General features: G+C 68.9%; 12 protein-coding genes. 2 read left to right on the forward strand and 10 right to left on the reverse strand.

Annotation, left to right across the window (positions count from 1 at the left end; genetic code table 11):
- Positions 1 to 1,167 precede the first annotated feature (1,167 nt).
- Entirely contained in the window at positions 1,168 to 1,929 is a 762-nt protein-coding gene (locus ACWPXK_RS21160; RefSeq protein WP_454197887.1) for a bestrophin-like domain, read from the reverse strand.
- A 621-nt stretch (positions 1,930 to 2,550) separates the two neighbouring features.
- On the opposite strand from ACWPXK_RS21160, the gene ACWPXK_RS21165 reads away from it, so the two are divergent.
- On the forward strand, positions 2,551 to 3,078 hold the full coding sequence (locus tag ACWPXK_RS21165; RefSeq protein WP_454197888.1) for a MarR family winged helix-turn-helix transcriptional regulator: 528 nt from the start codon (positions 2,551 to 2,553) through the stop codon (positions 3,076 to 3,078).
- A 6-nt stretch (positions 3,079 to 3,084) separates the two neighbouring features.
- Here the strand turns inward: ACWPXK_RS21165 and ACWPXK_RS21170 are convergent, their stop codons facing one another.
- Entirely contained in the window at positions 3,085 to 3,579 is a 495-nt protein-coding gene (locus ACWPXK_RS21170; RefSeq protein WP_454197889.1) for a phosphoribosyltransferase, read from the reverse strand.
- 176 nt (positions 3,580 to 3,755) lie between these two features.
- Between ACWPXK_RS21170 and ACWPXK_RS21175 the strand changes: the two genes are divergently transcribed.
- Positions 3,756 to 4,238, forward strand: a complete 483-nt coding sequence (locus tag ACWPXK_RS21175) for an N-acetyltransferase family protein (RefSeq protein WP_454197890.1) — start codon at positions 3,756 to 3,758, stop codon at positions 4,236 to 4,238.
- Between the two features lie 215 nt (positions 4,239 to 4,453).
- Here ACWPXK_RS21175 and ACWPXK_RS21180 read toward each other — a convergent pair whose 3' ends face one another.
- The 8 genes from ACWPXK_RS21180 to ACWPXK_RS21215 form a co-directional block, all read right to left on the reverse strand.
- Positions 4,454 to 5,038: an NAD-dependent epimerase/dehydratase family protein gene (locus tag ACWPXK_RS21180; RefSeq protein WP_454197891.1), complete on the reverse strand. Its 585-nt coding sequence runs from the start codon at positions 5,036 to 5,038 to the stop codon at positions 4,454 to 4,456.
- 239 nt (positions 5,039 to 5,277) lie between these two features.
- Positions 5,278 to 6,441 carry a MarP family serine protease gene (locus ACWPXK_RS21185; RefSeq protein ID WP_454197892.1) on the reverse strand — a complete coding sequence of 388 codons (1,164 nt, stop codon included), beginning with the start codon at positions 6,439 to 6,441 and terminating at the stop codon, positions 5,278 to 5,280.
- 126 nt (positions 6,442 to 6,567) lie between these two features.
- Positions 6,568 to 9,267 carry a fumarate reductase/succinate dehydrogenase flavoprotein subunit gene (locus tag ACWPXK_RS21190; RefSeq protein WP_454197893.1) on the reverse strand — a complete coding sequence of 900 codons (2,700 nt, stop codon included), beginning with the start codon at positions 9,265 to 9,267 and terminating at the stop codon, positions 6,568 to 6,570.
- The gene (locus ACWPXK_RS21195) at positions 9,264 to 10,004 is read right to left on the reverse strand and encodes an ABC transporter ATP-binding protein (protein WP_454197895.1); all 741 of its coding nucleotides are present in this window, start codon (positions 10,002 to 10,004) and stop codon (positions 9,264 to 9,266) included. The genes ACWPXK_RS21190 and ACWPXK_RS21195 overlap by 4 nt, the downstream gene beginning before the upstream one ends.
- The gene (locus tag ACWPXK_RS21200; RefSeq protein ID WP_454197896.1) at positions 10,001 to 10,855 is read right to left on the reverse strand and encodes an ABC transporter permease; all 855 of its coding nucleotides are present in this window, start codon (positions 10,853 to 10,855) and stop codon (positions 10,001 to 10,003) included. Before ACWPXK_RS21200 ends, ACWPXK_RS21195 begins: the two co-directional genes overlap by 4 nt.
- Positions 10,852 to 12,276 carry an ABC transporter substrate-binding protein gene (locus tag ACWPXK_RS21205; protein WP_454197897.1) on the reverse strand — a complete coding sequence of 475 codons (1,425 nt, stop codon included), beginning with the start codon at positions 12,274 to 12,276 and terminating at the stop codon, positions 10,852 to 10,854. Before ACWPXK_RS21205 ends, ACWPXK_RS21200 begins: the two co-directional genes overlap by 4 nt.
- A gap of 12 nt (positions 12,277 to 12,288) precedes the next feature.
- Positions 12,289 to 12,516 (reverse strand): 4Fe-4S dicluster domain-containing protein, encoded by a 228-nt coding sequence (locus ACWPXK_RS21210; protein WP_454197898.1) that lies wholly within the window; start codon positions 12,514 to 12,516, stop codon positions 12,289 to 12,291.
- Positions 12,517 to 13,272 (reverse strand): GntR family transcriptional regulator, encoded by a 756-nt coding sequence (locus ACWPXK_RS21215; RefSeq protein WP_454197899.1) that lies wholly within the window; start codon positions 13,270 to 13,272, stop codon positions 12,517 to 12,519.
- Positions 13,273 to 13,704 lie beyond the last annotated feature (432 nt).

Genomic DNA, 13,704 nt, shown 5'->3' on the forward strand with positions numbered 1-13,704 from the left:
ACCGTCAATAGCGGCGGATACTTCCGCGGCAGCTCTGGGTCCCGGTACCTTGTTCCGAAAAGTGTTGCGGGAAGCCGCTGTTGGACGTCTCAACGGTCGGGCTTCGCCTCCTGCGCGGCGATAACCTCCGGCAACGGGCTTCAGCTTGGCTTCAGTGGGTTCGCCTGGGGCTGGGGGACATACGGACGCGGACGATGGTGAGGACGGTGACCACCAAAATCGTCATCAGCTTCATGAGGTTCCAGGCGATCGGGTCTGCGGTCGGTTCGGCCGCTTTCAGGTCCCTTGGCCGCTGGCGGTTTTGCGGGGGCACCTCGGCGAGAGGTCGCTCCGCCTGGAACGGCGGTGTCTGCGTGATGACGGTGGCTGGGAACGGAATGAATTCGGGGCGGGCGGGCCGAGTTGAGGGGGCTCATAGGTACCGGCGGGGCGGCGGGAATCAGGAGTAGGCAGGTCAGCAACGCGCTGCCGGTGGCGGCACTACCGACGGCGGCGCTGCCGAGCGCCGATCCGTTCGATCCCGGGCCGATGAGGCTCGACCCGAACGAGCCGAAGCCGCTGCCGGTGGCCGATCCGAGCATGAGCAAGGCGCTTCCGGCCAAGGCGCTTCCGGAACACGCCATCTGGACGCTGCCCGTATCGAGTTGCAGTGCCTCGGCTGGACTACCTGCCATCCCGGTCGGGCGGGGTGCCGCATCCGCGGTGGCGTGTGTGCCATTACCCGTTCCGGCAAGGCCGAGGCCAGCGCTATCAGGATCGGCACTGCCGGTGGCGAGATAGCCGGGGCGAGCGCTCCCAGAACCCGCGCTGCCGGAAGGCGTACGAATTGGGCCGAGCCCCAAAGGCCCACCCGAAGGCGGGCCCTCAGCATCGGAACCGAAGGCGCTGCCGGATGGCACAGCGCCGGGGCCGAGGCTCGAAGCGCTGCCTGCGGACGTGCCCGCCGGGTTGGCGCCGCTTCCCGGGCCCGAACTTCCGGTCGCGAGGTCGCCGAGGGGCAGCCACGGTGGCGCCTCCGCGGATGCTTCTCTCGGCCCAGCCGCGAGTGCGACGATGGTCAGTGGGAGCATCGCCGCGGCGAATCCCTTTGCGAGTTCTCGGGTTCGAGTTGCGCCTCGATTGCGTCGCATGTGCAGTCGCCTCGTCGTTTCGAAACTTGGCCGGAGATCAGGTCGTGTGCTGGTAGCGGGACAGCGCGAGTTCGAAGGCGTCTTTCGGGACCAGATTCCCGCCCGAGAACGGCTCGTCGAGGTTGTAGATCGCCCGGATCACGGCACCGACGATGGCGCCGAGCAGCGCGGTCGTCACGACACTGCGTTTGGTCACCTGGACGCCGGAGAGCACCACGCTGAGCAGCAGCAGGACCGTGCTGACCCACATAGCCACGTAGAGGAATCCGGGAACTCGGTAACCGGCGTCCAGCGCACGATCGGCGCGGGACTGGGCTACCGCCTCCAGGCTCGCCAGGGCACCCGCGCGAAGGGTGTCGATCTCGGGGTCCGCCGCGTTCACCGACGCCACCGCGTCGCGCAGTGTGTCGAGGGTGTCCTGGGTGGATTGACTGAGCCGGCCGTGGTCGGCCATGACGGCCCACTCCTCGGTGAGAACCTGTGCGGTGTAATCGCGTACCAGACCTTGGATTTGCGTGTGGTCGGGTTCCGGCATACCGTGCGCCGCCCAATAAGTATCGATGAGTGCCTTTGCTTCGGCGATGGTGTGATTGCGTGCATTGTCGTATTGCTGCCAGGCGATCACGACGATGAATGCGACCACTGCCATGAAGATCGTGTTGATCAGGTTGAGCACCAATGCGCCCACGGTGTCGTCGTCGGTCTGTCGCCACGTCTTCGGATGTAGGCGGTCCCCGGCCATGAGTACGGATACCGCGACCAGCGCGGTGAGAGCAGGCACGAGAAACTCGAAGGCCATGCGGAGACTCCGTTCTATCCGGATGGATCTCGCGACCGCGGCGTCGGCAGCGGAGCGCGCGGCCTGGCGCACTGCGGGAAAGGGGTGAGTCTGCGTGTTGTCGGATCTGATGGGTGGTGCAACAGCAAATCGGTACGCGCACATCAATCTGGGCAAACCAGGCGTCGTTGAATTGTCTTACACGGCAGTCCGTTTGAGTCGAGACTGATAGTAGACGTCGAATCAGCCTGCGAGTTGCGGAATTTCGGAGATTGCGATTCCCAAAAATTCGGATGGTAACGACACGCGCACGATCAGGACCGTGCCGATAACATCCTGGGATGAAATGTCGAGCGCCGGACCGAAGTTTGATTGCACGGGCATCCGTGTGCCTGTAGGCCTCCGAGCTCAATAAGGTCGGGTCTGTCGAGCACCGAGTCATTCGGCTGTGGTGCTACGGCGTCGGTGGCCGTGCGCCGACCGGGCCACCGCACCGGTCCGGTCGGCGCCCCCGGCAGTGCCGACGCCACAAGGCCCCATCGCACCCCCGGCGCCACCGGGCGCCCCGGTACAGGGCCGCTCGCGCAGTGACGCGCTGCCAACACGTTTCGGGGGGCGATTTCGTTCCAGTAAGGTGTCCTGATGTCCGATGCAGCGCATCCTTCTTCAGCGGTGCGTGTCGACCCGGCCGGGGCGCCCGTCACCGCACGAGACGCGGACCACGACCTGCTCGCGCTCGCCAACCAGTTGTGTTTCGCTCTCTACTCGACCTCGCGGGCGATGACCGCCGCCTATCGGCCTTTCCTGGACGCGATGGAGGTCACCTATCCGCAGTACATCGCCCTGCTCGCGCTGTGGGAGAGACCGGGCATGACCATGAAGGAGCTCGGCGAACAGCTGCGGTTGGACTACGGGACCGTCTCGCCGCTCATCCAGCGCCTGCAGGCGCGCGGTCTGGTCGAGAGCGTGCGCTGCCCGCATGACCGCCGATCGGTCGAGTTGCGTTCCACCGAGGCCGGACACGCGCTGCGGCGGCGAGCCAGGGAGATGGTCGAATCGGTGTTGGCGTCCGTCGGGTATCCCATCGAATCCGTTGTCGCCCTGCGCGATCAGGTCAATGCGCTCGGCGAGCGTTTGGACGCGGTGGCGTTCGAACAGCATCGGCGTTGAGGCGGGTTACGCGTCGAGCACCCGCGCTCGGCGTCGCGCCACCGGTGGCTCGGTGGACCAGGGGAAGTTGATCCAGCGGTCGGTGCGTCGCCAGACGTACTCGCTGTCGACCTCCGACCACGGCTTCTGGTAGATCACCGCGCAGCGCACCTCGGCGACCTGGCCGGAGCAGAAGTCGCGGACCAGCTTCAGGGTGGCGCCGGTGTCGGCCACGTCGTCGGCGACCAGCACGGTGGCGCCGGCCAGGTCCACGGCCTGCGGGACCGGCGGCAGCATCACCGGCATGTCCAGGCGCTGGTCGACACCGGTGTAGAACTCCACGTTCATCACGTGCAGGTTCTTCACATCCAGCGCGTAGCCGAGCGCGCCCGCGACGAACAGCCCGCCACGGGCGATCGAGAGGATCAGGTCGGGCTCGAAGCCGTCCTCCGCGATGGTCGCGGCGAGTTCCCGGCTCGCCGCACCGAACATCTCCCAGGTCAGCACTTCCCGATCTGCCACCGGCTCTCCTCTCCTGGACGCGACGCAGTGAGCATAAAGCGGACGCGGCCGCAGGTATGCCGCCAAACGCTCGCGCGACGGGTTCCGGGCAGCGCCACGGGCTGCGACTGCCGATCACGCCGCTCTGCGCCGATAAATCTCTCGCCCGCGGCCGACCACGGTGACAGGATCGGCCTGTGCCCGCCCACGTCACGCTCGAATCCCTCGATGAACAGCTACTTACCGAGCTACTGCACGCCGCCGTGGCGGAGGCCGACCCGGGCGAGGTGATGCCGGTGGAAGGACCGCGCGCGGGCTGGAATGCCCAGCGGGAAGCGGCGTTCCGAGAGTTCCATCGCGGTAGGGCACTGGCAGATCCGCCGATCGAATCGACCTACTGCATTGTCGCGGACGGTGCGGTGGTCGGGGCCGCCCGGTTGTGCCCGGTTGAAACGGGTGTCGCTGAAGCCGGGGTGTGGGCCGGCCGTTCCCATCGTGGCAGCGGCATCGGAACCGCGGTGTTCACGCAGTTGATCGAGCGGGCAACCGGCCAGGGCTACACGTCACTGTTCGTGAGCACAACGACGGAGAACACCGCGGTGCTGCGCATGCTGACCAGCCGTGGGATCGAATACTCGGTGAACGGCGACGAGGTCACCGCCCGGGTGGGCTGCCGCTGACTCTGCGGCGCGCGTGCTTCGCCCGCTCGGACGTGTGCTGGGCCGTGAACGACGTCGGTCGGGCTCGCACGCTCACTCACGACTCTGGCCCGCGCACCGCTCCATCGCGCGCGACCACGCGCTGTGTCCTCGCTCTACCCGCCGACGCTCACTCCCGACTATCGGCCGCGCACGGCTCCGTCGGGCGTGTCGACGCTTCGCTCGCGGGGGCTCACTTACGACGCGTCAGCGACGATCACGACGCCGCTGGAGGCATCCAGCAGCGGGATGGTCCGTTCCGCGGCGTCGTCGACGTGCACGCGCGGGTGCGTGGGCAGCTCGGTCTCGTAATAGGTCCCGGGACCGTAGAACTGGCCGTACTTCACCACCACGCCGTCGATATCCAGCACCGCCGCTTCGTGCTCGCGGATCACCGCGCCCCGCCCGGCGGGCGGCTCCCAAGCAATGCTCTGCGCGAGAAAACGTTTCGCTCCGGCGGCCCGCGCCGCGGCGATCAAGTTGCGCGTGCCTTCGGTGCGAATGCGCGCGTTCGCCTCGGCCCGTTCCGGAAGCAGCGCCGCGTCGTCCGGCAGATCGGTGAGTTGGTGCATCACCATCTCCGACCCGAACGCGACCACGGCCGCGGTCAGCGCCTCCGAGTCATAGACGTCGCACACCACCGGCTCGGCCCCCGCAGCCCGCACCTGCGCTGCCTTCGCCGCCGACCGGGTCATCCCCGCGACTTCATGCCCCGCCTCGACCAGCAGCGGAAGCAAGCGGACGCCGATCACGCCGGTGGCACCGGCCAGGAAGATGCGCACAGTGTTATCTTGCCGGACGTCGTCGCGGCGTGTTCGCTGCACCCTTGTCGATGAAGTCGCTCGATCTCCGCGCGGGCAGCCAACGTCGGCGAGTGAACCGAGGACACACCGCGTGGTCGCGTGCGATGGAGCTGTGCGCGGGGGAGCTGTAGTTGTGGGGGAGTGTCGGCGAGTGAACCGTGGATACAGCGCCCGGCCACGTGCGACGGAGCCGAACGCCAGCGAGGTGTAGTCGTGCGCTACGTGGCGCACGGGCCGGTGTCGACGGGCCGGTCGGAGAGCCAACCGTAATCGAGTCGATCGAGAACTTCCGGCAGACTCGTGGCGAACCCGACGCTGTCGTTGTTCTCGTCCACGCCGAAGACGATGCCGAGCACGCGGCCGTCGAGGTCGACGAGCGGTCCGCCTGAATTGCCGTGCTGGATCGAGCCGTCCAGAGTGTAGATCTCACGTTCGCCGAGACCGGTGCGGTAGATGTCGCGCACCTGGCGTGCGGCGCGGCTGCGCACGCGGGTCGCTACCGCGGTGTACGACCCGCCTCTCGGGTAGCCGAGCGCGACCGCGTCGGCACCCGTTCCGGCGGGCCGGGGCGCGACGGTGAGGGCGGGCGCGGTGAGACCGGGGACGGCGAGCACCGCGACGTCCATGGTCGGATCGAACTGCACGACGATCGCGGTGAGCGGCCCGTCCGCGGCGTCGACGGAGACCCTGGTGGACCCCGCGACGACGTGGGCGTTGGTCAGCACCCGCTCCGGCGCGATCACGAATCCGGATCCGGATTGACGAACTCCGCAGATCGGCGACAGATCCTGGATGCGAAGCACGCTGGTCCGCAACTCGGCGGGCATGGGTCCGTTGGCGATGCCCGGATCGGGCGGCGCCAGCGGTCGGGCCAGCCCGGCGTCCGCGATCGGCGCGGTGAGTACCTCGGACAGCCCGGACAACCAGAACGGCGCGATATCGTCGACGGTCCGCACGGTGGTCGAATTGCGTACCAGGGCCGCCGATTCCAGCGGCGCGGCGAACAACCACACCACCAGCGGAACGGCTAGCGCATGGACGATGCATCCGCAGACGGCGTCCGCGCGCCGCGCGGCGCGCGTGGACACGGCCGTGCGCGCGGTACGCCCCGCCCGGTGCCCGGCGATCGCGCCGAACGCGACCAATCCGGTGATCACCATCAGCACGAGCAGCAGCCGCACGGCGCCGGGGGCGAGATTCGCGAGCGCCGTGGCCGACAGCGTCGCTCCGAGAATCGCACCGGCCAGCGCGCCCGCCAATCCGAGCAGCGCCACGATCGCGCCGCGTCGCCAGCCGAGCGCCGCGGCGCCGACGAGTGCGACGAGCACGGCGAGATCCAGCCAGTTCGGCAAGGTCAACGCCACACTCCCGTCGCTGATCATCGAGAACGCCGGCGATTTCCTCGCCTGCGGCCGGCGTCGCCGCCCCGGTTATGACTCAGCTAGCGGATCGGCAACGGTCGAGCCGCTAATCTAATCAGCGATTCGAGCTGCGGCAACCAGCTTCCCCTAGGCGGTGGGCTGGGGGGCCAGCGCCCGCCGGGCATACGCGCGGACATCGGCGTCGGTGTCGTCGATCGCGCCGCGTAGCGCGTCGCGAGCGGCGGGCAGGTCCGGCCACCCCGCCAGCGACAGGACCGCCGCCTTGCGCACGTCCAGATGTGGATCGCCCAGTGCCGCAGCCAGGATCGGCACCGCGAGGTCGGGGTCGGCCGCGGCGAGTCCGCGCGCCGCGCCCACGCGGATCTGCCAGGCCGAATGGCGCAGCGCGGCCTCCAGCGCGAGGACGTCGTCGGACTCGGCGCCGAGTTGGGCGAACGCGGTGAGCGCGGCGGCGCGGACCAGCGGGTCCGGGTCGTCGGCCAAGCGGCGGATCACGTCGGCGCCGCCGCCGATCGCGGCGAGTCCTTGGGCGACCGCGATGCGCACCTCGCGATTGTCGTCGTCGGCGAGGGTGGCGACGCCGTCGCGGTGGTCCAGCGAGACCAGGGCGCGCACCGCCTCGATGCGCACCCGGTGGTCCACGTCCGTGAGCGCCTCGCGGTAGTGTTCGGCTGCTCCGGCCCGCAGGGCGCGCAGCAGATCGATCACTGTGGCGCGAACGACCGGGTCGGGCGAGCCGAGCCGGTCGGACAGCCCGGCTGCCGAGGGCAAGACCTCCACCAGTTCGCGCAGGCTCGCCGCGGCCGCGCGCCGGACCGAGGCCACGTCGTCGTCGAGCGCATCGATCAGGGCGGCCGTGAAGCCGTCCGGTGTGTGTTCGGTCAGTACCGAGATCGCCGCCGCCCGCACGCCCGCGTCCGGATCCGTCAGATAGGCCGACAGCTGCGCAACGGTCGGCTCGTCGAGCGCGAGCAACGCGACGATGCGGGGCGACGGGGGAGTGGCCGGTTGCTTCCCGGCGCCGGAGCCGTGCTCAGCGGCGACGCCGGTGTGCGGCGCACGGCCTGCGGCCGGTTGCGGCTGGTGCACCGGTACCGCCGCGACATCGGCCGAGGGCAGGTCGTCGAGTCCGGGCACCGCAACCAGGTACGGGGCCACCGGCCGCTTCAGGAATGCCATGGTTCCGTCGGGGTTCTTGCGGAGGTTGAGGTGGTATCGCCATTCGACATCGTCGCGTCCGGGGAGGTCGGCGCGCTCGTGGTAGAGGCCCCAACGGGATTCGGTCCGGGTCAGGGAGCTGCGGGCGGCCATTTCGGCGCAGTCGCGGATGAACGACACTTCGACCGCGCGCATCAGCTCGTGCGGGGTGCGGGCGCCGATCTCCTCGATCTCGCCGCGCATCCGCTCGAAGGTTTCCAGCGCGATGGCCAGTTTCGTGGCCGTTTTGGGTGGCGCCACATAGTCGTTGACGAAGCGGCGCAGTTTGTATTCGACCTGCGGCTGCGGCGGCCCGTCCGGATGACGCAGCGGGCGGTAGATCAGTTCGTGTGCCGCGGCCAGTTGGTCTTCGGGTAGCCCACCCGGCGCCGCGACCTCATCGAGCGTGGACGCGGCGTGCGCACCCGCCAGATCGCCGAAGACGAACGCGCCGATCATGTAGTTGTGTGGCACGCACGCCAGATCGCCCGCCGCGTACAAGCCGGGCACCGTGGTGCGCGCATGCTCGTCGACCCACACGCCGGAGGCGGAATGCCCGCCGCACAAGCCGATTTCGGAGATGTGCATCTCGATGTCGTGGGTGCGGTAGTCATGGCCGCGGTTGGCGTGGAAGGTGCCGCGGGTCGGGCGCTCGGTGGTGTGCAAGATGCCTTCGAGCGTGCTCAGCGTCTCGTCGGGCAGGTGCGAGACCTTGAGGTAGATGGGTCCGCGCGCGGATTCGATCTCGCGCTTCACTTCGGCCATCATCTGACCGGACCAGTAGTCGGAGTCGACGAAACGTTCGCCCTTGGCGTTGACCTGGTAGCCGCCGAACGGATTGGCGACATACGCGCAAGCCGGGCCGTTGTAATCCTTGATCAGCGGGTTGATCTGGAAGCACTCGATGCCGCTGAGCTCGGCGCCCGCGTGATAGGCCATCGAGTAGCCGTCACCCGCGTTCGTCGGATTCTCGTAGGTGCCGTACAGATATCCGCTGGCGGGCAGCCCGAGCCTGCCGCAGGGGCCGGTAGCCAGGATCACCGTCTTCGCACCGACGGCCACGAACTCGCCGGTGCGGGTGTGCAGTGCGGCGGCGCCGACCGCGCGCCCGTTGTCGGTGAGCACGCGCACGGGCATGAGGCGGTTCTCGATGCGGATCTTCTCGCGCATCGTGCGTTGCCGCAGCACGCGATACAGCGCCTTCTTGACATCCTTGCCCTCGGGCATCGGCAGGACGTACGAGCCGGAGCGGTGTACCCGGCGCACCGCGTACTCGCCGTACTCGTCCTTCTCGAATTTCACGCCGTAGCGTTCCAGCCGCTGCACCATGGCGAAGCCGCGTGTCGCGGTCTGGTACACGGTGCGCTGGTCGACGATTCCGTCGTTGGCCCTGGTGATCTCGGCGACGTAGTCCTCCGGTTCGGCCTTGCCGGGAATGACGGCGTTGTTCACCCCGTCCATGCCCATGGCCAGCGCACCGGAGTGCCGTACGTGCGCCTTCTCCAGCAGCAGCACGTTCGCACCCTGCTCCGCCGCGGTGAGCGCGGCCATGGTGCCCGCGGTGCCGCCGCCGATGACGAGCACGTCGCAGTCCAGTCGAATCCGCTCCGTCAGCGGCGGAATGTTCACAGGTTCTCCAGGATCTCGGCCTTCGTCGCGGACCGGTCGATCGCCTCGCGTGGGCTGGGCACCGGTACCAGCGCGCGCAGGGTGCCGCCGCCCAGCACGGCGATGCGGTCGCCCAGCAGCAGGGCCTCGTCGAGGTCGTGGGTGACGAAGACGACGGTGGTGGGATGGGCGCGCCAGGTTTCGATCAGCAGGCGCTGCATGGTCTCTCGCGTCTGCGTGTCCAGTGCGCCGAACGGTTCGTCCATCAGCACGGCGCGCGGTGCGGCGGCAAGGCTGCGCGCCAGCTGGACCCGCTGCCGCATGCCGCCGGACAGGTCGCGGGGCAGATAGTCGGCATACCCGGTGAGCCCGACCTCGTCCACCCAGTGCAGTGCCGTGGTCCGGCGTTCGGCGCGGGGCGTTCCGCGCAGGCGCAGGGCGAGTTCGATGTTCTGCCGCGCCGTGCGCCACGGCAGGAGCGCGTCGTCCTGGAACACCAAGGCGCGGTCGGCGGCGGGTCCCGTGACCGCGGCGCCGTCGGCGAGAATCGCGCCGCCCTCCGGAGCGCGTAGTCCGGCGAGTGCGCGCAGCAGTGTCGACTTGCCGCAGCCGGATTTGCCGACCACCACGAGGATTTCCCCCGGCGTGATGGTCACGTCGAGCCCGTCGAGCACCGGCTCGCCGCCGTAGGTGATCCGGACGCCGTCGAGGGTCAAGCGCATTCCGGTCGACGCCGGTGCTTCGATCACTGTGGTCATGCCTCGACCTCCCTGGGCAGCCAGCGGGTGATGCGGCGGCCGGCCAGCTCGACCAGCCCCGATGTCGCGAAACCGAGCACGCCGATGGAGATCATGCCGACGAACACCGCCGGGTAGTCCACGATGGTGTACGCCTGCCAGGTCCGGTAGCCGACGCCGAGGCGTCCGGAGATCATCTCCGCGGAGATCAGGCAGATCCACGCCACGCCGACGCCGACCGACAGGCCGCTGAAGACGCCGGGCAGGATGCCGGGAAACACCACGCGCGCCAGTACGTCCAGCCGGGACGCGCCGAGGGTGCGCAGCGCGTCCTCCCAGATGGTCGGCAGCGCCCGCACCGCGTGCCGCGTGCTGACCAGCACCGGGAACAGCGACGCGGTGAAGGTGATGAACACGATGCCGGACTCGTCACTGGGGAACAGCAGGATCGCGACCGGCACCAGCGCGATCGCCGGAATCGGTCGCACCAGTTCGGCGAGCGGGCCGAGGGTGCCGGCGAGCAGCCGGGATCGGCCGAGGCCGATGCCCGCGATCACGCCGACCACCGCGGCCAGGCCGAAACCGGTGACGATCCGCAGCAGCGACTGGGCGATATCCAGGTAGTACTGGTCGGCGCGCAGCTGCGTGCCGAATTCGGCGATGATCTCGGTGACGGTGGGCAGCGTGTCGAAGCGCAGGCCCGCCCGGATGTTGTTGATCGTGAGCAGCTGCCACACACCGACCGCGGCGGCGACGGATGCCACCCGCAGCAGGCGCGAGCGCCACACCGATGGCGGCGTCGAGGCCGACCGGGTCGCGGTCGGCTCCGACGTAGTGACCTGTGCCGAGGGGGTGGCGAGTTCGCTTGTCATCCGCGTACTTCCGTGACGGCCTGGTCATAGCCGACCGGCGTGGCCGACGGGTGTGACTGCCGGTAGCGCTGTGCCGCGGCGGCCGTGGTGAAAGGCAGGTAGGTCGCGCCGTCGCGCAGCCACACCGCCTTGTCGGCGAACCAGCGCGTGCCCAGTTCGGCGTCCGGGACGTACGCGGCACGGATCGTCTTGCCCTGTGCCTTCGCGGCCTGGATCGCGCGCAGCAGGCAGGTCGGGTCGGCGGCAGATTGCGGCTTGTCCGCGCCGTCGAGCCACAGCTCCCCGGCAAGCGCGGGGTTCTGCGCCGCGGTGCCGCAGACGGGATCGGTGCCGGTGACCCGCGCGGGGTTGGCTTTGTCCGCCAGTTCGCGGTCGTAGTCGCGGCCGGTCTCGGCGAAGGCCTTGCGCAGCGGGGCGTCCTCGACGAACCGGTCGATATCGAGATCGGCGAAGTCTCCGATCGACTTCAGGTACGCCACATCATCTTTCAGCGCCGCGATCAGGCTCGGCTCGAGCGTGGTGTCGAAACTCGTTCCGCCGGGGCCGTTGTAGAGGTACACCACCTCCTGCGGCAGGCCGGAGCCATCGGCGACGATCTCGGCGGCTTCGAACGGCTTGTCGCGCAGGAACTGGGTGGCGTCGAGCTGCGCGGCGAGGAACGCCTGGAGCACTTCCGGATGATCGGCGGCGTACGCGCGCCGGGCGACCACGCCGTGGAAGGTGGGCACGCCGAGTTCGGCGCCGTCGTAGAGCAGCTTGGCCTTGTTCTGGAAGACGAGCAGACCCGGCCACGCGACGAACTGCGACAGCGCGCTCACCTGGTGGGATTCCAGCGCGGTCGCGCCCACCTGCGGCTGCTGGTTGAGCACATCCACGCCCTTGGCCGGGTCGATCCCGGCACGGGACAGCGCCTGCACCAACGTGCCGTGCCCAGCCGAACCGACGCTGGCGGAGATCTTCAGCCCGGCCAGATCGGTGATACCGCTCGCCGCGGAATCATTCGGCACCACGACCATGTTCAGCGCACCCTTGGAGTTGTACCCGGTGACCGACACGAGTTCGGTTTTCGCGCGCTCGTTGGCCTGGGTGCGGGAGCCGTTGATCAGCAGCGGGTAATCGCCCATCGAGCCGATGTCGATCTTCTCGGCCACCATCTGCGCGGTGATCGGCGCGCCTGTGTCGTAGTCCTGCCACTCGACCTGGTACTTCGCGCCGCCGTTGTCGGTGATCTTCTGTAGCCGCTGCTCCAGGTAACCCTGCGCGCGCAGCAGGGTACCCGCGGTGACGGTGTTGATGGTCTTGGATTGGTAGCCGATGACCACCTTGACGGTGCCCGCCGGGGTGGCGTCGGTGTTCTCCAGGGAGCAGCCGGTCAGCGCGAGCGCGGCGGCGAGCAGGACGGGGACGAGTTTTGCTTTCATCGGTCTTCCAGATCAGCGGAGCAGGTAGGGCATGTTGACGGTGACGGCGCCGGTCGGGCAGCGGGCCGCGCAGGGACCGCAGTACCAGCACTCGTCCACGTGCATGAAGGCCTTGCCGTTCTCGGGGTTGATGGCCAGCGAGTCCAGCGGGCAGATCTCGACGCACAGCGTGCATCCCTGGATGCAGAGCGACTCGTCGACGGTGACGGGGATGTCGGCGCGCTGGTTCGCGAGTGCCATCTAGAGGACCTTCCATTCGGGGGTGCTGCGGGTCAGGCTGCCGCGCAGGGTGATCCGGTCGCCGCGCATGCGGATGTACTCCAGGTCGACCGGGCGGCCGTCGTCGAGCCGGGTCAGCCGTTCCAGCATCAGCAGCGGCGCGCCGCCGGGGACGTCGAGGGTGGAGGCGGTGTGCGGGTCGGCGGGCACGGATTCCACAGCCAGATCGGCGGAACCGAGCGAATGGCCGCTGATGCGTTCCAGCAGCACGAAGACGTCGGTGTGCTCCAGATCGTGGCCGAGCACCTCGGTGCCGATGTCGGGCGCCAGATAGGTGAGATCGAGGCTCAGCGGCAGATCCGCGAGGTAGCGCAGCCGCTCCAGATAGACCACGCGTTCGCCCGGTGCGAGACCGAGGCGGCGCGCGACGGCGGGCGGTGCGGTGACGTGCATCGCGGCGCGCACCTCGTTGCGCACGGTGCCGTGGCCTTTGAAGGTCTCCTGCAAACCGAGCAGCGCGTCGAGCCCGTGGTCGTATTTACGGGTGGCCACCCGGGTGCCGACCTTGGGCGCGCGGTCGATCAGGCCCTCGTCCTTCAACAACGCCAAGGCGTCGCGAACCGTGTTGCGGGAGGCGCCGTACTCGACGGCGAGCTCCTGTTCGCTCGGCAGCGTGCTGTCGAACGCGCCCGCGTGCAGCTGGTGGCGCAGGATATCGGCCACCCGCCGCGCCTGATCGGCGCGCAACTGCCGCACGGGAGTGGGTTCCGCCGCCACCGCCTCCACCTTTCTATCTCTGACCTGCACGGATAGCGACGATAATGCGGCCGTGACCACCCTCGGGCCCGCGTCGAGGCCGCCGGAAAAACAGGGGACGTTATTGCGCCGATCGGTACACGGCGAGACCTGGCACTTTGCGTGGCGGCCGAGGCAATACGCCACCTCCCACCACGGACAGCGGATTCGGATCACGCCGATCCGAATTCCACGTGGTGCGGGGGGTGACCGGTCGTTCTACTCGGCAAGCTCCGCTCCGGCGTCGAAAGGCACGGATACTCGCGTTGTGCGGGTCGTCGTGCTGCCGTGCGCGGCGAATGTCTCGTCGGGCACCGATCATCGAGACCCTGTGCAACCGGTAGAGCTACCGCGGGCGCGGCAACGCCCACAGTTTCCGGTGTCGGGTGCCGACCCACGACGAGAGGGCCGCTA

The sequence above is a fragment of the Nocardia sp. Marseille-Q1738 genome, assembly GCF_965283145.1.

Coding starts and splice junctions, on each gene's coding strand:
- ACWPXK_RS21160 (WP_454197887.1), bottom strand. CDS start 1,929: ATGGCCTTCGAGTTTCTCGTGCCTGCTCTCACCGCGCTGGTCGCGGTA.
- ACWPXK_RS21165 (WP_454197888.1), top strand. CDS start 2,551: ATGTCCGATGCAGCGCATCCTTCTTCAGCGGTGCGTGTCGACCCGGCC.
- ACWPXK_RS21185 (WP_454197892.1), bottom strand. CDS start 6,441: ATGATCAGCGACGGGAGTGTGGCGTTGACCTTGCCGAACTGGCTGGAT.
- ACWPXK_RS21195 (WP_454197895.1), bottom strand. CDS start 10,004: ATGACCACAGTGATCGAAGCACCGGCGTCGACCGGAATGCGCTTGACC.
- ACWPXK_RS21200 (WP_454197896.1), bottom strand. CDS start 10,855: ATGACAAGCGAACTCGCCACCCCCTCGGCACAGGTCACTACGTCGGAG.
- ACWPXK_RS21205 (WP_454197897.1), bottom strand. CDS start 12,276: ATGAAAGCAAAACTCGTCCCCGTCCTGCTCGCCGCCGCGCTCGCGCTG.
- ACWPXK_RS21210 (WP_454197898.1), bottom strand. CDS start 12,516: ATGGCACTCGCGAACCAGCGCGCCGACATCCCCGTCACCGTCGACGAG.